Raw genomic sequence first — 18,889 nt, forward strand, 5'->3', positions numbered from 1 at the left:
TCCCTACGGCAGCGCCGCCGCTATTCTTCCGTGAAGAAATCCTCATCCAGGCGTTTGAACGCAATGGCGCGACTGATGCGGACACCAACGTCGTGCTCGATCATCAGGTCGGTGAGGCGCTGACCGTCGATCAGGATCACCCTCTGAGAGAGGTGCTTCACGAAATCTCTGGCCTGCTGGCTGAAAGTGGAGGTCGTCACGAACACGCCTTTGGTCGCCCCGAGACCAACGAGGCTGCCGACGAAAGCCTGCACGTCCGGACGCCCGACAGAGTTGGAAGGGGCGTAGCGTTTCGCCTGGACATACACGCGGTCGAGGCCCAGTCGGTCTTCGTTCACAACGCCATCGACACCGCCGTCGCCGGATCGACCAAGTTGCTCGGCTGCGTTCTTGCGTGAGCCGCCGTAGCCCATTGCGACGAGAAGATCGACAATTAGTCCCTCGAAGAATGCCGGGCTGTTCTGACTGATCCTGTCGAGGAGGTCGGCTCGCAGTGCGGTCAGCACCGCCTGATAGGCAGCCTCGATCTGCTCCTCCGGCGTCGTGGCGTCGGTATCAGGGTGCGGGGTCTGGACCTTCGCGGCCTCGCCGCCATTGGCATCCGAGCCGTTGGCGTTCTTGTAGAACTCACGGAAGTCCGGGCGCTGGAGGAGCAACTTCACGTCGATCCGGTCGGGGTTGGCAGCGAGAATGGCCTTGCCATCGTCCGTGGCGACGAACCGTCCTCGTGCCGGAGAAGCGAGCAGCCCAGCCTTGGTCATGTAGAACTTGGCCCAGTGGATGCGGTTGTGCAGTACGCGCTGGCGGCCACTGGGTAGTAGTTCCTCACGTTCGTCCTGCGTCAGGCCGAGATCGTTGGCGATCCGGTCCTCCACATCGGCGACACGCTTTTCGCCCTCGGCTGCGAGGCGCAGAACGGGCAGCATCAGGCTCTGATAGTCGGGAATGCTCATGCCGCTGGTCGCCGTCCTCTTCGCGTCTTCGGAGCTGCGCCGCGCTCGGCCCTTATCCGATCCAGGAGCATGCTGGCGGGTTCGTCCTCGGGGTCTTGCGGCACGAGTTCTCCACGAAAGGCTTTGGCAAGAACGGCCTGATCAAGCCGATCGATCAGCCTGCGGGCACTGGTCACCTCCGCGGTGAGGCGGTCGATCCAGGCGAAGGCGGCTTCGAGCCTTTGAACGATTTCTCGTTGTTCAATCTGTGGCGGTAGCGGGAGGAGAGTTCGCTTGACAATGCCGAGGTTTAGGTTCGGCTGTACTCCACCAGCGGCTTGTTCGCGGAGTTCGAGGTACTGACTACGCAAATACCAGTGAACGAAATCTCGTTCTGCGGGGCTATTGCGGTGGACAACGATTGCCGCCAACGCCTGATTTGTCGCAGCCTCCATCCCGAGAACGGCCACCTTGCCTCTGGTCTTTCCCTCCCCGTACATTGCCAGCAGCAGTGTACCAACCGGATATAGCTGGCAATTGGTTTCTCGCAGCGCGGCAGCCGTGATGCACTCCTCCGAGCCCCGCACTATCTCGTCGTTCACTGCACCACTGGTCACCCATGGGATGGTTCCGCCGTCATAGTATCGAGAAGTCCCACGCTTCGGCGTAGCCCCCGTACCAACATCTGCGATTTGCCCCAACTCTATCGTTTCCCAGTCGGCGTCGGGCGGCGTATGCGATGCCCGCCACTCCCGCGTCAGATCGCCTCGGAACGCTGCCGCGAGCACGGCCTGCTTGTACTTCTCGACGAGGCGGGGGATGTGGTCGAGGTGATCGCGGGCGCGTCTGGATTTGCCGGTGAGGCTGTCGATCTTCGCCACGATCCGCCGCTGCTCGGGCAGTGGAGGTAGAGGCAATGCGATCCCCTCAACGTCTCCCCTGCGGACAGACGGAACCGTAGTTGCGACGGCAAATGGTGACAAATCTACCGTGGTCAAAAACTGGTATAGATACTCGGTTTCAATGGCGCGACGGTCGCCAGTGACAGCCATACAGTTGTTGTCGAGGATCGTGTCCTGCTCCAATAGAACGCGGCGGTTTAGACGCAACGCCTCGCCGATTTTTGCAAACGCGACTGACCCTGCCGGTGCAGGGCGAGCTTTTAGGTCGAGCAGATCAGTGTGTGTAACGTAATTGTCTGCAGTGGCTAACCGACCACGGTGGTTCCGGTGTGCATAGGAAATGTCTCGAACCTTGGCGAAGGGAAAGTCACCCGTTGCCTTGCCTTGAAATCGTTCTGGGAACCCAAAACCCGAGCTGATGTCGGCAACATCGCCGACGTGTGTTTCAATCCACCCCTGCGGCAGCTCGCTCATTCCGCTGCCTCCGCCACACCAGTAGCCTCCTCGATGCTGTTAGGCTCGATTTCCTCCGACAACGCCTCGATCTCTTCCAGTGCGGCCTTGAGGTGGCCGATGATGGCGGCGGCGATGTCCTCCGGCTCGGTCAGCGCCTCCTCGGCTTCGGCTTCGGTATCGCGCAACCATGCGATGTCGAGATTGTCGTTGCGGGCGGTGATGGCCTCGCGGGAGAACATACGCCACCGGCTATCCTCGCCCTGATCCTTCCGCTCGGCACCGCCGTTCGGATCGGAACCATAGGCGGTCTCGAACTCGGCGAAGTCGGCCACGGTCAGCGGGCGGGTTTTGCCGAAGGCTGGCATATTGGCCCGCATGTCATAGACCCACACGGCGCTGGTGTTGCCCTTGTCGGCCTTGCCGCGCTGGAAGAACAGCACGTTGGTCTTGACGCCCTGCGCATAGAAGATGCCGGTCGGCAGGCGCAGGATCGTGTGCAGGTCGCAAAGCTCCATCAACCAGGTACGCAGACGCCGCCCGGTATTGTCCTCGAACAGTACGTTGTCCGGCACGACCACGGCGGCACGGCCACCAGGCTTGAGGGCGCGGACAATGTGCTCGACGAAAGCAAGCTGCTTGTTCGATGTGTCCGCCGTCACCGAGAAATCGGAACGGGTCGGGCGACCGCCGCCCTTTTTCGTGCCGAAGGGCGGGTTGGTCAGGATCAGATCGGCCTTGGGCAAGCCATCGCCGTCCGGCGACAATGTGTCGATGTTCACCACGCCGCTCTCGATGCCGTGCAGCAGCAGGTTCATCATGCAAAGCCGATGCGTGTCCGGCACAAGCTCACCGCCGACGAAGGCATTGTTGCGCTGGAAGTGCGCCTGCTCAGGCGAGAGCTTGTAAAGATCGTCGGTGTGATCCTTGATGTACCTGTCGGCGGCGACGAGGAAGCCCGCCGTGCCCGCTGCCGGGTCCTGCACGACCTCTCCGGGCTGCGGCTGCATTAGCCGAACGATGCAATCGATCAGCGGTCGCGGCGTAAAATACTGCCCCGCGCCGGATTTCTTGTCGGCGGCGTTCTTTTCCAACAGCCCTTCATAAAGATTGCCGAGACCTTCCTCGCGGGCGGAGAACCAATCGAGCTGATCGATGTTGGAGGTCAACGCCTTGAGATTGGTCGGCTTCCGAAGTCGTGTCTGCGCATCGGTGAAGATCGCGCTGATCAGGCCGTCCCTGGCCTTGCCGAGATCGAGCAGCATCGCCTTGTAATAGTCGAGCTGCTCCATGCCCTCGCGCTTGGCGAGGATGCCCCAGCGATAGTCGTCAGGCAGCCGCTCCTCGCGCCCCGTCTCTTCCAACATCTTCAGGAACAGCAGATAGGTCAGCTCGGTCACATACTCGTTGTAGGTGACGCCATCATCGCGCAGGACATTGCAGAGGCCCCAGAGCTTGGCAACGATGTCGGTGGTTGTTGTCATCAGGCGGTCTTCTTCCACATTTCTTCGTTGATCCCGGCAAGGATGTTTTCAAGCTCCCCGCCGAACACCTTGTTGAGACGGTTGAACCCTCCATCGGCGATGAACGGCTCCTTGTCGATGGCCTCGCGGTCAACAATCACTTCTTTTTCGATCTGCTCACCGATCCGCGACAGCCAGCGTTTCTGCGGATCGGTCCACGAGCGGCTCGCCATGATCGAGCGCATCGCCGATCTGACGCGATCCTCGTACGGGGTCAACGGATCGCCAATCGCTGCCTGGCGCACGAAACCGATGATCGAGGCGGCGATCTCCTCGTTCTTCGCATCCGCCCAGGCACGACGCAGATTGGCTTCCGAATAGCCCTTGCGGTCGAGCGCCAGGCGCAGCTCCTTCAGATCGGCACGAGTGAGATCGCGGGGGCGCGTCACCACCAGCTTGAGTGCGGCGATGCTGTTCACGTTGTCGCGGACGAAGGCGGCAAAACTATCGAGGAAATCTTCGGGCTTCTCAGCTTCGCCATACCCTCGCGTGACAGCAACAACCTCATCGCCGTGCGTCGAGATCGGCACGATACGCGGATTGCCGCCATCGCCCTGCCAATCGAGGATCGGGCCAATGGCAGCGCGGTCCTTCAACCAGGCGGAAAGTCCTGGCGCATCGCCAACCAGCAACCGCTGCAACATCGCTTCCGGCGTTTCGCCCGCAACCGCCTCGAACCGCTGCCGCGCATCCTCGGGCAGTTTCTTGAGACGGCGGCGAAGTTTCACGGCCATCTGCTCGCGGATCGTCTCGCGCTGGTGATCGTCGGTCGCCTCGACCATCTCGCGCACAAGCTGCTCGAAGCTGATCGACGGGTTGACGACAACCGGCTTCATGTCCGTCAGACCTTGCAGATGCGGGTAAAGGTCCACGGCGTCGAAGATGCGGAACACCTCCTTGCCGATCTCAGGGCATTGCCGCGTCGCTCGCCCGATCATCTGCTCATAAAGGATACGGCTGTTGACCCGGCGCAGGAACACGAGGTTGGTGATCTTCGGTATATCGACGCCGGTGGTCAGAAGATCGACGGTGACAACGATCTGCGGATTGGCGTCGTTGCGGAACGAGCGGATCAGGTTCTGCACCTTATCGACGCTGCCGGTGATCTTCTTCACCGCCGCATCATCGATTTCGCCATAGGCGTCGCTGAACGCCTTCTTGATCGCATCGACCACCATGTCGGCGTGGGCATCGGTGGCGGCGAAGATCAGCGTCTTGCCGGGCAGCGCCGGGTCGATGTGCCTGGCCAGCTCCTCAGCCACCACGCGGTTGAACTCCGGCGTGATCACCTGCTTGTTGAACTGTTCCACCTCGAAGTGGATTTCGTCCGGTAGGGTCGCCGTGTTGATCTCGCCGGTTTCCGGCACAAGATACTCGACCTGCTCGCCTCCAGCAAAATCGATGCCCGACCGGGCCAGAGCGGTTTCGATCCGGATCGGCGGCTCGTGGTCGATCAGGTGGCCGTCGATGACGGCCTCGCGATAGGAATAGCGGAAGATCGGCTCGCCAAAGATGTCGGCGGTGTGCAGGGCTGGCGTTGCCGTCAGGCCGATTTTCACGGCGTCGAAGTATTCGAGCACCCGGCGGTACTTGGAGATGTAGTCGTCCTGCCCCCGGAAGCTCAGTTCGGCGTCCGACATCTCCCGGTCGAGCAGATAGCCGCGATGGCACTCATCGATGACCATGAGGTCGTACTGATCGACGGGCGGAGCCTCCGAGGTATCGGCGGCGAAGAGGACACGCTTCACCAGTCCCTGGATCGTGCAGATATGCACCTTGGTTTCCAGATCGGGCGTAACATCCTCCAGCCCCTTGAGGCCGAAAATCTCGGCGAAGGTCTTGCCCGACACGACCTTGGTGGTCGAGAATTCACCTTCGGTCTGGTGGCCGAGGGCACTGCGATCCACGACGAAGCAGATGCGGCGGAAGCGTTTGGCCGACAGCAGCCGGTAGAGCATGGCGATGGCGAGCTTGGTCTTGCCGGTGCCGGTCGCCATCGCCACCAGCATGGACCGCTGTTCGCCAGACAGTGCCGCCTCCACGGCGCGGATCGCCGCCTCCTGATACGAGCGCAGAGGAAAACCGAACTCGAACGGCTGCGATTTGAGGGCGGCAGTGGCCGCGTCGAGATCGATCTCCAAAAGCCGCGCTATGCCATCCGGCGTCAGCCAGTCCACCAGCGCACGGCGATGATTGGCGCTACGTCGGACATCGCGAAACCAGATACCACTCTCGGTCTCGATCTGCTTCAGATAGGAGCGACCATTGGCGGCGAAGACGTAAGGGACACGATGCTCCCCCCAAGGCCCGCCAGCCAAAACAAAGTCCGTGCTGTCCTTGATCCCGACCGAATAGCGTTCGGCCTGGTCGATGGCGGCGGAGACATTCTTGCGGCGGCGCTTCGCCTCAACGACGCCAACCAGCATCATGCCGATGAACAGCGCGTAGTCGGCGGGACCGCTGGCCGTGGGCCATTCGGCAATCGCCATGTTGCGGCCCTTGGCGGGACGTACACCGGCGCTGTAGCGCAGCGTTTTGGTATCCGCCTCCCAGCCACGATCCCGAAGCTGCTGATCGATCAGGGCGCGGGTCTGGCTCTCATCGAGGTCGATCTTCGCGGCTGCCTGCTCACCGCGCTCGACAAGCTCCTGAACCTCGACGCGGGGAGCCGCTTCCGCCGCTGCCTGAAGACCGGCGAGCTTGGCAGCGATGGCCTCCTTCTCCGCCGCGCTCTCTTGGGCAAGCTGTTCCCAAGTCGCTCGCTCCTCCGCCTCGCGCTTCAACCGTTCCTCGACCGTCTCACGGGCGCGAGCCTGCTCCTCGGCCTCAAGGCGAGCAGCGGTGGCTGCGTCGTCGCTCTCTGCCACCTTGCGCCGCAGCGCCTCGATCTCCTGGCGCAGTGATGCGGTGGCATCGATTGGCTCGCGGGGCGGAACAAAAGCGCCGGGCGTGAAGCCGGGCTGTTTTCCGTATGTGCGATGGAACCAGACGCCGAGCGACCGGGCGAACTTGAGCGAGGTCAGCGCATTGGCGTGATCGCCCTTGGCCTCGTGAACAGCGGTGTTGCCCGCCTTGCGCAGCGCGTGGAAAACGTCGGCAACTTCCTTCGGGATGATCCGTTCGTAGGACAGCCGCCGCAAGGTTTCATCGAAGGTCTCGCGCTCGTCACGGTAGGAGCCATGGCGAGCGGCGATCAACTTTGCCATGAGTTCGGCGAATTGGCGCAGCTTGACAATCGCCGTCGATGGATCGCCGCTAAAATACTGTTCGGCGAGCCCGCCCAGTTTCACAAGTCGATTGTCATGCCCGGCAAGAAACTCAAAGTTCAGTGATGCAACCATATCCGCCCCCGTGGCCGCAATCATTGCACGAGGCCGTAAAGATTTGTCCAGCATCGACATGGTATTTTCGGCTCCGACATCAGCCGTTTGAGCGGTGACCATGCGAGGCTGACTTTCGCCAGCGGCAAAACCGCCTATGGTATAGGCCGGAAGACGCAGGATCATTGCCGCCATGATACGACCATCGAGGATCGACCCCATCATCATGCTCAACGAGAGCCTGGGCGTATCCGACCTGTCGGGAAGCACGATGTGCATCAACACCATGAAGGTGCTCAGCCGCGCCAACGAGGATGACGGCATCCTGCTCACCAAGTCCGGCGCGTTCAATCGCAAGTTCGTCACCTGGGCGGCGGAGGATTTCCGATGGCCCGGCTATGAGGTGGAGCAGCTCTATCTCGTCAGCAAGGTGCTGAACGAGCAGGACTTCCCGCCCCTGGCCGTCATGCACGAGCTTCTGGTCGGCGCACGGCTGATCCGCCGCTACAAAGGCAAGGCGCTACTGACAAAGACGGGCAAGGCGATGATCGGCGATCACGGCGCATTGCAGGCCGAGCTATTCGACACATATCTCACCGGCTATGACTTCCTCAGCCACGAACGGTTCCCTATCGACTACGACGACGCTGACTTCGTGCATTTTCTCGGAGTGATCAAGAACCGGCTCGATGACTGGATGCCGATGACGGAACTGGCGGGCTGGTGCCTGCCTATTGACCTCATCACCAACTATCGGTTCAGCCCGCTGGAGGATGCCTGCTACTACCTTCTGTCCCGCCTCATGCGCCCCCTGAATTGGCTGGGTATGATCGAACTGCATCCCGACACCGAGCGATACGGCAGCGTCTATGGCCGCTGCTACCGCAAGACGCCGCTCTTTGGGCGTTTCCTGCATTTCAATTTCACGAGGGTGACGAGCGGGACCGTCCATTGAGGCCATCACGACGGCCAGAAACGATGCACCACGAAGGAAGCCGTAACATGAAATCCATTTTGACCGCGCTGGCATTGGTCATCGCCGCCATCCCGGCTCAGGCAGCCGTGTCGGGCTTCTATGACAGCGCCGAACAGATCGGCACCATCCTGTCCAGCGCAGCGGTGGCGGATGCGCTTCGTCAAGCGCCGATTGGCCATGTCGCCAATACGGGAACCCGCGCCGATGGGGCGCGTGAATGGCAGGTGAGAACGCAGGAATGCGACCTGACGGTCTACCTGAAGCCAGTGCCGCCGCAGGGCGTCGGCAAGACCACCTACGAGCTGGAGCTGGGCGATGCTTGCCAGTAGAGAGCAAGGTCGGCACCGCTGCGATGGTCTGTGACTTCGCCTGTTTTGACGCTCGCTGCGTCGGTTACAACCTCGCCGTTAGCGCCCGATAATAGGGAATTATACCCGCTGAGACGGACTGCAATTACCTTGCCACAACGACACACGTCACTCGATCCCCAACCGGTTCCACTCCGACTTCGTGCGGAAGGTGCGGTCGCTCGTGAAGGCGGTGATCATCTTGCCATTGGCGTTCACGTACCGGACTTCGATAGCGGAGTAGAGCGTCTGTATCTTCTCGACCTCGATGGGCCTGTCGATCACGACGCAGCCACCGATCTGCTCGATCAGGTGAGCGCGGTTCGTATCCAGTAGCCCGCGAGCGTTCTCCACGTCGGACGGAAAGCGGCACAGGAAACCTGTGCGGGCATTATACAGGTTGTAGCCGACCTTCGGGGTGAAGCCAGATACCTTCTCGATCTTCCTCTCGGGCTCTGCTGCCGCCACCTGGGTCTCCTGCACCGGGTTTGCGTTGTAGAGCTGGACCTCCATGTATTCCCGCATCTCCTTGGGCGACTGCCCAGACGCCATGACGCTGATCCTCTGGTACTCACACATGCCATCTGCCTTGCGCACCGCTTCCTTCAGGGTCTCTTCCGTGACGCCCTTCTGGTCGAGGACTGATGTCGATGCCTCTGCCCAGCAGGTCTGATAGACGTCCATGTCATCGGCCTGCGCCGCGCCGATCATGGCGGCTGTCGCCAGCAAGGTGGCTGCAATCAGCTTGACCATCGTTCCCGTACTCCTTGATTTACGAGTTTCCATAGATACGGAAACTAGTTCCCGTTTCCTGTAAATAGATTACGGATTTAGGTAAATTTCTGAAATTACATCACTGCTGTTGCCGCGACCGCCCCTCTACACAGGATGGCGGAGGGCGGCATGGATGATCTTCGGAAGCGATTTGGGCGACTGGTTGCCGCTCATCGCCGCAAGGCGGGACTGACGCAGGATGAGCTTGCGGCGGCTGCGTCTGTCAGCGTGGATATGATTTCCAAGATCGAGACCGGCGCGACGGGGGCGCGGTTTCCCCTGATCGAGAAGCTGGCGAATGCGCTGCGTGTTGATCCGGCAGAGCTGTTCACAGCAGAATTACCGCCGAGGGAAAAACGCAGCCCGGTCTTCACGGCGCTCATAATCCGACTTGCCGGGTTGGGTGAAGACGAACTTACCTGGATCAACGGGGTTGTGGACGCTGCACTGAGACAGAAGCGGTAACGTGACGCGGGAACTTCAGAGCCCGTCGTCGGGGGGATAGACCGCCCAGCCATTGTCGTAACCGTGGTGCTGATCTATCGCCCGTTGCCACAGTTCCGTTAGGCGGATCGGGAACGCACATAAGACATCTTGCTCCTCATAAGCGTCATGCTCGAAGAATGCGCCGATGAGCCGGTCGCATCGATAGCAGCCGTTACTGAGATAGGGCTCTCCGCGTGTTTTGCTAAAGCGTGGCTTGATTGCGCCGATTTGCTGGTCCCTCGGGAGATGGCCTCGAATAATCTCAAACAGAGCTGGATAGGCGCCCAGATCGTCAACACCGAACCCACAGACGTTCGGGCCGAACATGACATCAACGCCGGTGATTATCGTCGTGCGTGACCGGCAACTGTCATGCCAACACTGGGTAGGACCGGCTCGCACCGATACCGTCGCCGGGATACCCAAAGGTACGCCAAACTTAAATCGCCCGCCGAAGGTTGCGTCGAGGAACTGATCGACAGGTATTGTTTGTCCACTCGACAGCTCGACCCGGAGTGGCTCCGCCCCTTTGTCGGCGATATGCGCGACAGGCAGGCTCTGGGTTACGGGTAATCTCGCGGTTCGAGCAATCCATAGACAACGAATACCTGATTGTCGGTAACGCTCCTGGCGGCGCAGTGTCTCCTCAGCCGTCTGGCTGGACCATTGGATTTCAACGGCAACCTTGACGCCGTTGCGGGACGCCAGCATGTCGGCCTGCCATCGCTCGCCAGAAGGGGATACGCCAGAAACCTCCGCCTCCGCCGTCCAACCCTGGGCGCGAGCGGCCTCGACCGCCATCTGCTTCAGCCGCAGATGGACTTCCGTTTCCGGCGCAGTCTGGCACTCTCCCACAGCCTTGTGCGCGAAGAACTGGGTGCCGCGTGACGAGCGGCGCAGAGTGGCCTGTGCCGAGCAGCACGACATGCGCAGGTGGCGGTCACGTCTGTTACGATTGGCGAGATCGTCCCATTCCTCCGCCTTCAGGTCGAAGGCGTGAATGCTTGCACCGGACTGATCGAGACAACGCAGAGGCAAATCATCTTCCTGCTGGTGGCAACTATTGGGCTGCTCCAATCTGCACATCACGGACGGCTGTTTCAATCCCGGCATTCGACAGGCCGCTCCAATCCGCCCGCGACACGAACTCGATCACTCACCGTGCTGCTGTGCCAGTTCCTGATCGTCAATGTGCTGCAATCCGTGCCGCCTCCTACAGTACTCGGGCGGCAGCATTGTCGGCGAACAGGTCGGCGTCTCTGATATAACGCGCAAGACTGGCCTCGGATCGATGGCCCGTTACCTGTCGGATTTTATGGGTCGATGCCCCAGCTTGCGCCGCAGAGGTCGCAAAACCCGCCCGCAGCGAATGGCCCGAGAACAGCGTGGGATCGTAGCCTGCCGCCGCGATGCGGGTTTTCACGACATGGCTCACGCCCCCTCCGGAAATTCGCCAGCTACTGACATTTCCGTGCTTGTCGATGAAGACGAAGATTGGCCCCTCCCGGCGCTCGGCCAGCTCCAGCCACTCCTTCAGGGCAGCCACGGGGCAATGGCGGGTTCGACCGAACGGAACCGCGATGGTGCGTCCTTGCGCCTCCTGGTCGGTTTTCGAGCGGCGGATGGTGACGAGCATGCCCTTGGTGACGAATTCCACGTCGGCCACATCGAGCGCGGCAAGCTCAGATCGACGCATGGCGGTGGCGAAGCCGAGAAGAAGCAGCGCCCGGTCTCGGACATCCTTCGGTCGGTCTCCGAGCTTGTCGAGTGCCGCGAACAGATCGTCGCGCAGCAGCGGCTTTGCTTGCCGCTGTGCGACACCGAATGTCCGGCGGATGCCGCGCATCGTGGATGCGATCAACTCGGACTTTACCGGATCACGAGCGCCGATTGCGCGATGCGCTTTCGCGAGCGCAGCAAGGTGCCGCTGGAGCGTGGCGACGGCGAGGGTGCCCGCCTTCCCGGCGAGGTATTCGGCAACGTCCTGCGGGGAGGAAGGGATTTTCCTTCCGGATGCCTCATAGGAGGCCAGATCGGCGGCATAGGCGCGTTTGGTGCTTGCGGCGATGGATTGGGATACGAAATCGCGAACGGGCGTGGAAAGCCCTTGAAAAGGCTGGTCCGCGAAATTGCAATTAATTGCAATTTTATCGCCGCCGGTCTTTCCATCTGATGAAGCCATCATGTCGGATTTTACGGAATGGTCGATTTCGTCGTCTCGGGCTTCCCCATCATGACATGCAACGCGGCTGCCATCGTCGTAAGTGTCTGCCGGGGCTGCGACATCATCTTTTGAGAAGACAGAGGTGAAAAGGTCGGATTTCATTTGCCCGCTCCCAGCCTACGTGCTTGCAGACGATACGCCACAGCGAGACGTTCGGCGCGGGTGCGGAAGAGATCGCCACCGTCTCCCCACTTCGACAACAATCGATCTTCAGTGTCCTCGTGGGGCTCGATCCGGCCATCTCGTTGGATGTGGACAACCTGCGCACCATGATGCTCGACCAGATGCCGGGCAACAAGCAGGCAGCGGTGGCATTCGAGAGGTTCATGCTCGGCGCACACGAGCGCCGGGCGGCAGCGGCCAGCGATCTCCAGCACCTTGGCAATTCCGTCGAGAAAAGGAGCGGTCGTTGCCATCGTCTCGTAGTCGGCAGCACCGCTGGTGGGACGGCCCCCGAGCTGGTCGCCCATGTGCACGTAGCTGATCCCGATGGAATTCAGTCGATAGCGCAGCTCGGGCTTGTTGAAGTGATGCAGGCGGGACCGAGGGGTGGATCGGACATCCAGCACGACGCCGATGTCAGGAGCCTCGATCAGTGACCGGAAATGATCCCATGTTAGGTTCGAGTGCCCGACGCTAAAAATCATATTCTTCAAGCAGTTACCTCCTTATATGAGGTATCCTTGCATGCGGATGAGAAAAATTACACAAATAAAACATAGGGATAATCAATTAATCCTGCTGTAGCAGCAGATCAGTTCCAGCTTAAAATGTCCGGGATCGATGACCGAATGCATCTTGTCCCCACGTTCTGCTATCGCTCCGGAGAACAGGTAAACTCCTCTGGCGTCGAGTACGAGCGTCAGCGAGTGCGACCGCTCTTAGAACTACTATGACCGAATTATCTTGTCCCCTGTTATAATAGTGGTTCTTAGGTGTATTTTCTTGTTTACGTGGACAAGATGCATTCGGTCATCAACGTGATCAGAAGGGGCAATCGTCGAGATGGTCAGTTGTCAGCGGCTTTGATGCAGCATTGATGGATGCCTGCACCTTCATCAGATGAAGCTCAAGACCGACATCGGAAAACCGCCGCATTACCGAGATCGACGGGAACGAATAGAACCGCTTCACCGCGTCCTCACCGGCATCCTGCATTTCCATGATAATGCAATGGACGCCTGACATGAATGATTGCCAGTCAGCCAGCACTATCTTGAAAATTTCTACCTGTTCTCCCTGTGGCCAAGTCTCTGCCAGTCCGATCAGGCAGCCGTATTCCTTCCTCGTTACTGGCTTATCGAACTTCTTTCGGAAGATGTTCGACATGATGTTCGCGATATGACGATGCGTAATGGGCCCCAGCTCCCCCTCCCGGAGCAGCGTCATGTTTTTTCCGTCAATCTGCTTCACCTGGCGCACAAACGGCGGTTTGCTGATCCACCGGCGCAGCGTCTCTTTGGATATGCCCAGCTTGAAGCAGTACCATTCCTGGGGATGAGCCGCCCACAGGAAGCCATCAAGTTCGTGAGGCTGGTTTGCGATGCTCTCGGCAATCAGCTTGCGGAGTGGTGCGATCTTCGAGGTCGATTGTTTGTTCATCGTCCTTCTCCCACGTTTGAACGTGGTTCATTGCCGAGGACGGACGTGCTATAATTGCGTCGTTCACCCGGCGATTGGATGTGCGGAGTGTTCTCAATGGCCTCGGCTGGGTGCGATCCGCCGGGGCCGCTTTCTTAGGAGGATGTGCAGCGATTGCCGCTGTGGCTACGGCTCACTTGCGTTAGCCAATCGAGAAAATTGCCTTTTTGAACCAATGGCGAGGTTTTTGGGTATTAGCCAATCCAACTCTTTGAAATGGTTTGATAGTGGCTGAACCTCCGGGCCCACCATTTTCCTTCATTTTCAGCCGTTTGAATGCGGGTTTGCCGGCAAGGTGGTCTCCTTGTGCAATCCGACATGCCGCGTCGCTGTTTCGATTGCTTTCTGTTGAACAATCATAATAATGTTATTCAACAAGGTTGGAGTAGGCGCCCGGAAGGCGTCTGTGGAGGAGGATTTCATGAAGCCCAATCCGATTACGGCGGCTCCCGCGGAGGCGGCGGCGCGCAAGGCGGTGAAGCCGGTGGTTTGTTATCCGGTGGAGAGCCTGCCGCGGCCGGATCTTTCGGCCTATCGTGCGTTGCGCGACGATCTGGAGCTGGTCGAGACCATCGTCGTGCCGCCGCGCGAGGCGGCGACGTGGTCGGTGCCGGCGGGGCATTTCTGCCGTATCGTCTGCAGCGAGGGGCCGCAGGTCGGCGACCTCAACCTCTTCAATGCCAATGACCTGAAGGAACGGCTCTATACCGGCAAGACGCGGGCGCTGAACGGCACCCATGTCGGGCTCGGCGACCAGCTCTTCTCCAATTTCCCCTATCTGCGCCCCATCGCCACCATCACCCATGACACGCTGGACTGGTACGGCTTCGACGAATTCGGCGGCGCGGTGCATGACGTGATCGGCACGCGTTGCGATCCCTATACGCACAACCTGCTCAGCCATGGCGGCCAGTACCACCATTGCTGCCATTCCAACCTGACGCGCGCCTTCGCGCAGAAGACCGGCATGGCGCCGCGCGAGGCGGAAGGCTACGTGCACGACGTGCTGAACGTCTTCATGTGCACCGGCTTCACGCGCGACACCGGGCAGTATTTCATGAAGGCAAGCCCGGTGCGGCCGGGCGACTATCTGGAATTCTTCGCGGAGATCGATCTTCTCGGCTGCATGTCGGCCTGCCCGGGCGGGGATTGCTCGTCGGAGCACTCCTCCGACACGGCGGCCTGCCATCCGATGGTGGTCGAGGTCTACAAGGCAAAGGGCCTGCCGAAGGGCTGGGCGCCGCCGCCGGTCAACGGCTACGACGGCACCCACGGCCTTTAACGGTTGCTCTGCGGGCGGCGGACGGTGCGGATCGTGCCGCTTCGCCCGCCGCCGCAGAAGAAGCGGTCCGCTCCGTCGGATTCAAGGCCCGAAACGCCCGTGCCGGCGGGCATGACGATCGTGTCGAGCACGGCCCCGGTTTCGGGATCGATATGGCGCAGGTCGCTTTCGTCTCCCTCCCAGGTGCCGTGCCAGAGCTCGCCGTCCACCCAGGTGACGCCCGTCACCATGCGGTTGCTGCGGATGACGCGGATGACCGCGCCGGTTTCCGGATCGATCTGATGGATCTGCCTGCTGCGGTATTCGCCGACCCAGAGCGAACCCTCCGCCCAGGTGAGGCCGGAATCGCCGCCATTGCCGGGCGCGGGAATGGTGGCGAGCACCTTGCCGTTTTCGGGGTCGATCCTGTGGATCCGGTCCTCGGAGATCTGGAAGAGGTGGCGGCCGTCATAGGCGGTGCCGGCATGGGCGGCCACGTCGATGGTGCGCAGCACCGTGCCGTTATCGGGATCGACGGCCTTGACGCCTCCGTCGGAGGCGAACCAGAGGTTCGTGCCGTCATAGGTCACGCCATGCACCTGTTCCACGCCGGGAAAGGGGCCGTATTCGCGAATGATCTCTGCTTCGCTCCTGGTCATCGTCGTTTCCTCCGGATCGTTGGTCGATCGATCCTAATCGCCCGGCAGGGGACCGGGGAGTAACAAGAGTGTCGAGAAAGCGCCCGGCGTCGGCGTCAGCCAGCGGCGGGCGCGGCCGCGCCCGACCGGCTGCACCTTGCCGGCGGCGGAAAGCGTTTCGAGCGCCCGCTGCACCGTGCGGGCGCTGGCGCCGAGCGCGATGGCGAGCGCCGAGCTCGACCACGCCTCGCCATCGGCGAAAAGCGCCAGCATGTCGGCATGCGGCTCGTCCAGCGGCGGAGCGAGCACGGCGACCGCGCGATTTCCATGTGGGGCGAGCACGAAGCCGGCCGATGTCGCGTTGATCGCCGCCAAAGGGGCGAGTTCGGCGCGCAGCCGGCCCATTTCCACGCGCAGGCGTGCGCGGTGGGATTCATCGGCATGCCGGGCGCGGAAGGCATGCAGCAGCAGGGCCTCCCGGCTCGCATCCCGCGGAAAGGCTTCCGCCAGCGTGCGCAGCAGGGAAAAGAGGATGGGCCGCGTGGCGAGCGGTACGGTTCTTTCGCCGCAGCGCGCCACATGCCGGCAGGCATCGACGACGAGGGTGTCGGTCTTGAAGAGGGTTTCCACCTCCTCCGGCAGCAGCGTTCGCTGCGCTCCTCCGGCGATGAGGCGGGCGGCGGGGCTTTGCAGCACCGCGGCCGCGTCGTCGATCTCGCGGATCAGGGCAGGAATGCCGGCCTGCCCGGCGGCCTCGGCGGCGCGGGCGAAGGCCTCTCGGGCCGCCCGGGTGCGCAGTTGGCGGATGGCGATGCCGGCGGCGGCCAGCTCGTGCGTGGCGCGCAGCGGCGGGGGCAGGGCGGCGGCGTTTTGCTTCGCCAGCAGGGTGGCGGCTTCGTCGAGCCGGCCGATCAGCAGCAGGCGGCGGATGGCGAGGGTTTCGGCATGGGCGGCGTTGAGGCGGTCGCCATGGGCCTGAAGCGTCGCGCCGGCGGCGGCAAGCGCCTTGACCGGCCAGGCGAGGTCGCGCGCGGCAAGGGCGACTTCCGCCTCGGCGACGATGCAGCGCGCCCGCGCCACGGCCTCGCGCGGGCCGAAGGCGCGGGCGGCGCTCTTCAACAGGGCCTTCGCCCGGTCGAGATCGCCGAGCTGGGCCATGGCGATGCCGCGCAGGGCCAGCGCGGGGGCATCGTCGCGCAGCGCCACGCGATTCAGTGCGGCGAGCGGATCGCCCCCAGCCAGCGCCCGCGCGGCGGCAATGATCATCGAGTCCATGCGATTCCCGTCACATTTGTCACTCCCGCTGCGGGGCTGCCGGCGCCTAGTCTTGCCGTGTCGATCTGGAGGAAAGGCGTTTTGCCGGCCGGGTTCAAGCCCATCCGGCGGAAAATGCCGCCGCTAGGCACCTTGCGGACGGGCATCTTCGGCATCATCGTGAAATTCTTCGCGCGCGATGTCGGAAAAGCCCGCCGGCCGGCGTCTTTCATCCGGGTGGACGGAAACGGTGCGGCGTGGCCATGCCCGCCGGTCGGTCCAGAAGGAGATGACCATGATCCATACGCATTATCGCTGGGTGATCGTCGCGGCGGGCGGCCTGCTCGGCTGCATCGCCATCGGCGCCATGTTCTCGCTGCCCGTCTTCCTGCTGCCGATCTCGAAGGATACCGGCTGGTCTGTGACGGGCGTTTCCACCGCCATGACCGTCGGCTTCCTCGCCATGGCCTTCGCCAGCATGTTCTGGGGCGGGCTCTCCGACCGCTGGGGGCCGCGGCCCGTGGTGCTGACGGGCTCTGTGCTGCTGGCGGCCAGCCTTGCGGCGACGAGTGTCGCCACCTCGCTCGTCGCCTTCCAGTTCACCTTCGGGCTGGTCGTGGGGGTGGCGGCGGCCGCCGTCTTCGCGCCGATGATGGCCTGCGTCACCGGCTGGTTCGATACGCATCGCAGCCTTGCCGTCTCGCTGGTCTCGGCGGGCATGGGCATGGCGCCGATGACCATGTCGCCCTTCGCGGCCTGGCTCGTTTCCATGCATAGCTGGCGCACCTCCATGCAGATCATCGCTCTGGTCGTGGCCGTGGTGATGATCCCCGTCTCGCTTCTGATCCGCCGACCGCCGGCGCTGGAAGCGGAGGCCGGGGCACCCGCCTCAGACGCGCCGCAGGAGGGCATGACGACGGGTGAGGTGCTGCGCTCGCCGCAATTCATCATTCTGTGCCTGACGAACTTCTTCTGCTGCGCCACCCATTCCGGGCCGATCTTCCATACGGTGAGCTATGCCATCACCTGCGGCATTCCGATGATCGCCGCCGTCACGATCTACAGCGTCGAGGGGCTGGCCGGTCTTGGGGGGCGTGTCGTCTTCGGCCTTCTCGGCGACCGGTTCGGCGCCAAGCATGTCCTCGTCGCGGGGCTGTTCGCGCAGGCCTTCGGGGCGCTCGGCTATGTCTTCACGGGCGGGCTTTTCTCGTTCTACCTCGTCGCCGGCATCTTCGGCTTCATCTATGCGGGCGTCATGCCGCTCTATGCGGTGATCGCGCGCGAAAACTTCCCGCTGCGCCTGATGGGAACGGTGATCGGCGGCACGGCCATGGCCGGCAGCCTCGGCATGGCGCTGGGGCCGGTCGCGGGCGGGATGATCTACGATACCTTCGCCAGCTACACCTGGCTCTATGTCGGCTCCTGGGGCATCGGCCTCGGCGCTTTCCTGATCGCCATGACGTTCCGGCCGGCGGCGAAGACGCGCGAGGCGCTGGCGGCGACGTAAGCCGGAATGAAAAACCCGCCGCGGATGCGGCGGGTTCGACGGGCGAAAGGTTGTTCACGAGACTGCGCGCCTAGGCGGCGCCTGCGGGGTCGCCGATCGGCATGAGGGCGGGGTTGGTCGCCTGCTCGCGCCGGATCTCGCTTTCTTCGTTGTCCGGCTCGTCGTCCGCGGTCTTGCCGGCGTCGCGCAGCTTTTCGCGCGAGGGATCAGCGTTCGTCTCACCGGCGGCGTCGCGGTCGTGGTCCGGGTCGTCCTTCGCCGGCATGTAGCCGCGGGGGCGGGTGGCTTCCGGGCCTTCCCAGCGGGGCGACTGATCCGTGGTGCCGGGCGGGCCGGGTTGTGGTTTGTCGATCGTCATGATCGCCTCCTTCAGAAGTTCAGGAACTGCGCGGGGTTCCGGCGGGCGCGCATGAGAAGGTCGAGCTCCCTCTTGGAGGGGCCGAACTTGTCGAAGAGACGCTGGGCCTCCTCCCGCGTCAGCTCATAGGCCGCGCGGAACGATTCCACCGTATAGCGTTCCCCCGACAGCCTTCGATGGTCGGGAAAGAGCTTGGATTGGTCGGGCATCTGCAATCACGCCTAATCGTCATTGACGGTGAGGGAACCGGCAAGGGCGGCGATTGTTCCGTGGCGGAAATGGAAAGGTTGGGG

General features: G+C 62.2%; 17 protein-coding genes and 1 pseudogene. 5 read left to right on the forward strand and 13 right to left on the reverse strand.

From position 1 onward, the window contains the following. Nucleotides 1–20: 20 nt before the first annotated feature. From DSD28_RS14375 to hsdR, 4 genes are read right to left on the reverse strand one after another with little or no spacing between them, the layout of a single operon-like run. On the reverse strand, nucleotides 21–953 hold the full coding sequence (locus DSD28_RS14375; RefSeq protein WP_119257089.1) for a restriction endonuclease: 933 nt from the start codon (nucleotides 951–953) through the stop codon (nucleotides 21–23). After that, a complete protein-coding gene (locus DSD28_RS14380) occupies nucleotides 950–2,308 on the reverse strand; it encodes a restriction endonuclease subunit S (protein ID WP_119257090.1) in 1,359 nt (452 codons plus the stop codon). The genes DSD28_RS14375 and DSD28_RS14380 overlap by 4 nt, the downstream gene beginning before the upstream one ends. Beyond that, nucleotides 2,305–3,771: an N-6 DNA methylase gene (locus DSD28_RS14385; RefSeq protein ID WP_119257185.1), complete on the reverse strand. Its 1,467-nt coding sequence runs from the start codon at nucleotides 3,769–3,771 to the stop codon at nucleotides 2,305–2,307. The genes DSD28_RS14380 and DSD28_RS14385 overlap by 4 nt, the downstream gene beginning before the upstream one ends. After that, on the reverse strand, nucleotides 3,771–7,325 hold the full coding sequence (hsdR, locus tag DSD28_RS14390; protein ID WP_245424837.1) for a type I restriction-modification system endonuclease: 3,555 nt from the start codon (nucleotides 7,323–7,325) through the stop codon (nucleotides 3,771–3,773). Before hsdR ends, DSD28_RS14385 begins: the two co-directional genes overlap by 1 nt. On the opposite strand from hsdR, the gene DSD28_RS14395 reads away from it, so the two are divergent. Continuing rightward, nucleotides 7,324–8,085 carry a hypothetical protein gene (locus tag DSD28_RS14395; RefSeq protein WP_162911403.1) on the forward strand — a complete coding sequence of 254 codons (762 nt, stop codon included), beginning with the start codon at nucleotides 7,324–7,326 and terminating at the stop codon, nucleotides 8,083–8,085. The two genes, hsdR and DSD28_RS14395, sit on opposite strands and share 2 nt — an antisense overlap. Before the next feature lie 47 nt (nucleotides 8,086–8,132). Beyond that, nucleotides 8,133–8,435 (forward strand): hypothetical protein, encoded by a 303-nt coding sequence (locus DSD28_RS14400; protein ID WP_119257092.1) that lies wholly within the window; start codon nucleotides 8,133–8,135, stop codon nucleotides 8,433–8,435. A gap of 147 nt (nucleotides 8,436–8,582) precedes the next feature. Here DSD28_RS14400 and DSD28_RS14405 read toward each other — a convergent pair whose 3' ends face one another. After that, nucleotides 8,583–9,206: a hypothetical protein gene (locus tag DSD28_RS14405; RefSeq protein ID WP_119257093.1), complete on the reverse strand. Its 624-nt coding sequence runs from the start codon at nucleotides 9,204–9,206 to the stop codon at nucleotides 8,583–8,585. A gap of 150 nt (nucleotides 9,207–9,356) precedes the next feature. Here DSD28_RS14405 and DSD28_RS14410 point away from each other — a divergent pair, with 150 nt between their 5' ends. Further along, nucleotides 9,357–9,692, forward strand: a complete 336-nt coding sequence (locus DSD28_RS14410) for a helix-turn-helix domain-containing protein (RefSeq protein ID WP_205536204.1) — start codon at nucleotides 9,357–9,359, stop codon at nucleotides 9,690–9,692. A 15-nt stretch (nucleotides 9,693–9,707) separates the two neighbouring features. Here the strand turns inward: DSD28_RS14410 and DSD28_RS14415 are convergent, their stop codons facing one another. The 4 genes from DSD28_RS14415 to DSD28_RS14430 form a co-directional block, all read right to left on the reverse strand. After that, entirely contained in the window at nucleotides 9,708–10,826 is a 1,119-nt protein-coding gene (locus tag DSD28_RS14415; protein WP_119257095.1) for a competence protein CoiA, read from the reverse strand. A 100-nt stretch (nucleotides 10,827–10,926) separates the two neighbouring features. Next, complete coding sequence (locus tag DSD28_RS14420) at nucleotides 10,927–12,039, reverse strand: site-specific integrase (protein WP_245424838.1); 1,113 nt, start codon at nucleotides 12,037–12,039, stop codon at nucleotides 10,927–10,929. Continuing rightward, the gene (locus DSD28_RS14425; RefSeq protein WP_119257096.1) at nucleotides 12,036–12,584 is read right to left on the reverse strand and encodes a DUF488 domain-containing protein; all 549 of its coding nucleotides are present in this window, start codon (nucleotides 12,582–12,584) and stop codon (nucleotides 12,036–12,038) included. Before DSD28_RS14425 ends, DSD28_RS14420 begins: the two co-directional genes overlap by 4 nt. Nucleotides 12,585–12,921: 337 nt before the next feature. After that, nucleotides 12,922–13,539 (reverse strand): hypothetical protein, encoded by a 618-nt coding sequence (locus tag DSD28_RS14430; RefSeq protein WP_119257097.1) that lies wholly within the window; start codon nucleotides 13,537–13,539, stop codon nucleotides 12,922–12,924. Between the two features lie 460 nt (nucleotides 13,540–13,999). Between DSD28_RS14430 and DSD28_RS14435 the strand changes: the two genes are divergently transcribed. Continuing rightward, a complete protein-coding gene (locus DSD28_RS14435) occupies nucleotides 14,000–14,860 on the forward strand; it encodes an urea carboxylase-associated family protein (RefSeq protein WP_119257187.1) in 861 nt (286 codons plus the stop codon). Here DSD28_RS14435 and DSD28_RS14440 read toward each other — a convergent pair. Then, nucleotides 14,857–15,498 carry a Vgb family protein gene (locus DSD28_RS14440; protein WP_119257098.1) on the reverse strand — a complete coding sequence of 214 codons (642 nt, stop codon included), beginning with the start codon at nucleotides 15,496–15,498 and terminating at the stop codon, nucleotides 14,857–14,859. The genes DSD28_RS14435 and DSD28_RS14440 overlap by 4 nt on opposite strands. Nucleotides 15,499–15,531: 33 nt before the next feature. Continuing rightward, on the reverse strand, nucleotides 15,532–16,752 hold the full coding sequence (locus DSD28_RS14445) for a helix-turn-helix domain-containing protein (protein WP_119257099.1): 1,221 nt from the start codon (nucleotides 16,750–16,752) through the stop codon (nucleotides 15,532–15,534). Nucleotides 16,753–17,026: 274 nt separating this feature from the next. On the opposite strand from DSD28_RS14445, the gene DSD28_RS14450 reads away from it, so the two are divergent. Continuing rightward, on the forward strand, nucleotides 17,027–18,238 hold the full coding sequence (locus DSD28_RS14450; RefSeq protein WP_119257100.1) for an MFS transporter: 1,212 nt from the start codon (nucleotides 17,027–17,029) through the stop codon (nucleotides 18,236–18,238). Nucleotides 18,239–18,398: 160 nt separating this feature from the next. Here the strand turns inward: DSD28_RS14450 and DSD28_RS14455 are convergent. Together DSD28_RS14455 and DSD28_RS14460 are read right to left on the reverse strand one after the other, a co-directional pair. Continuing rightward, a pseudogene (locus tag DSD28_RS14455) lies at nucleotides 18,399–18,596 on the reverse strand (hypothetical protein); the annotation flags it as partial. An 11-nt stretch (nucleotides 18,597–18,607) separates the two neighbouring features. Beyond that, nucleotides 18,608–18,805, reverse strand: a complete 198-nt coding sequence (locus tag DSD28_RS14460) for a hypothetical protein (protein WP_119257101.1) — start codon at nucleotides 18,803–18,805, stop codon at nucleotides 18,608–18,610. Between the last annotated feature and the right edge of the window lie 84 nt (nucleotides 18,806–18,889).

Source organism: Shinella zoogloeoides (genome assembly GCF_003574625.1).
GTDB classification, from domain to species: domain Bacteria; phylum Pseudomonadota; class Alphaproteobacteria; order Rhizobiales; family Rhizobiaceae; genus Shinella; species Shinella zoogloeoides_A.

What these genes read in the sequence shown, in the direction of transcription:
- DSD28_RS14375 (WP_119257089.1), bottom strand. Translation starts at nt 953, where the DNA reads ATGAGCATTCCCGACTATCAGAGCCTGATGCTGCCCGTTCTGCGCCTC.
- DSD28_RS14380 (WP_119257090.1), bottom strand. Translation starts at nt 2,308, where the DNA reads ATGAGCGAGCTGCCGCAGGGGTGGATTGAAACACACGTCGGCGATGTT.
- DSD28_RS14385 (WP_119257185.1), bottom strand. Translation starts at nt 3,771, where the DNA reads ATGACAACAACCACCGACATCGTTGCCAAGCTCTGGGGCCTCTGCAAT.
- DSD28_RS14395 (WP_162911403.1), top strand. Translation starts at nt 7,324, where the DNA reads ATGATACGACCATCGAGGATCGACCCCATCATCATGCTCAACGAGAGC.
- hsdR (WP_245424837.1), bottom strand. Translation starts at nt 7,325, where the DNA reads ATGGCGGCAATGATCCTGCGTCTTCCGGCCTATACCATAGGCGGTTTT.
- DSD28_RS14400 (WP_119257092.1), top strand. Translation starts at nt 8,133, where the DNA reads ATGAAATCCATTTTGACCGCGCTGGCATTGGTCATCGCCGCCATCCCG.
- DSD28_RS14405 (WP_119257093.1), bottom strand. Translation starts at nt 9,206, where the DNA reads ATGGTCAAGCTGATTGCAGCCACCTTGCTGGCGACAGCCGCCATGATC.
- DSD28_RS14410 (WP_205536204.1), top strand. Translation starts at nt 9,357, where the DNA reads ATGGATGATCTTCGGAAGCGATTTGGGCGACTGGTTGCCGCTCATCGC.
- DSD28_RS14415 (WP_119257095.1), bottom strand. Translation starts at nt 10,826, where the DNA reads ATGCCGGGATTGAAACAGCCGTCCGTGATGTGCAGATTGGAGCAGCCC.
- DSD28_RS14420 (WP_245424838.1), bottom strand. Translation starts at nt 12,039, where the DNA reads ATGAAATCCGACCTTTTCACCTCTGTCTTCTCAAAAGATGATGTCGCA.
- DSD28_RS14425 (WP_119257096.1), bottom strand. Translation starts at nt 12,584, where the DNA reads ATGATTTTTAGCGTCGGGCACTCGAACCTAACATGGGATCATTTCCGG.
- DSD28_RS14430 (WP_119257097.1), bottom strand. Translation starts at nt 13,539, where the DNA reads ATGAACAAACAATCGACCTCGAAGATCGCACCACTCCGCAAGCTGATT.
- DSD28_RS14435 (WP_119257187.1), top strand. Translation starts at nt 14,000, where the DNA reads ATGAAGCCCAATCCGATTACGGCGGCTCCCGCGGAGGCGGCGGCGCGC.
- DSD28_RS14440 (WP_119257098.1), bottom strand. Translation starts at nt 15,498, where the DNA reads ATGACCAGGAGCGAAGCAGAGATCATTCGCGAATACGGCCCCTTTCCC.
- DSD28_RS14445 (WP_119257099.1), bottom strand. Translation starts at nt 16,752, where the DNA reads ATGGACTCGATGATCATTGCCGCCGCGCGGGCGCTGGCTGGGGGCGAT.
- DSD28_RS14450 (WP_119257100.1), top strand. Translation starts at nt 17,027, where the DNA reads ATGATCCATACGCATTATCGCTGGGTGATCGTCGCGGCGGGCGGCCTG.
- DSD28_RS14460 (WP_119257101.1), bottom strand. Translation starts at nt 18,805, where the DNA reads ATGCCCGACCAATCCAAGCTCTTTCCCGACCATCGAAGGCTGTCGGGG.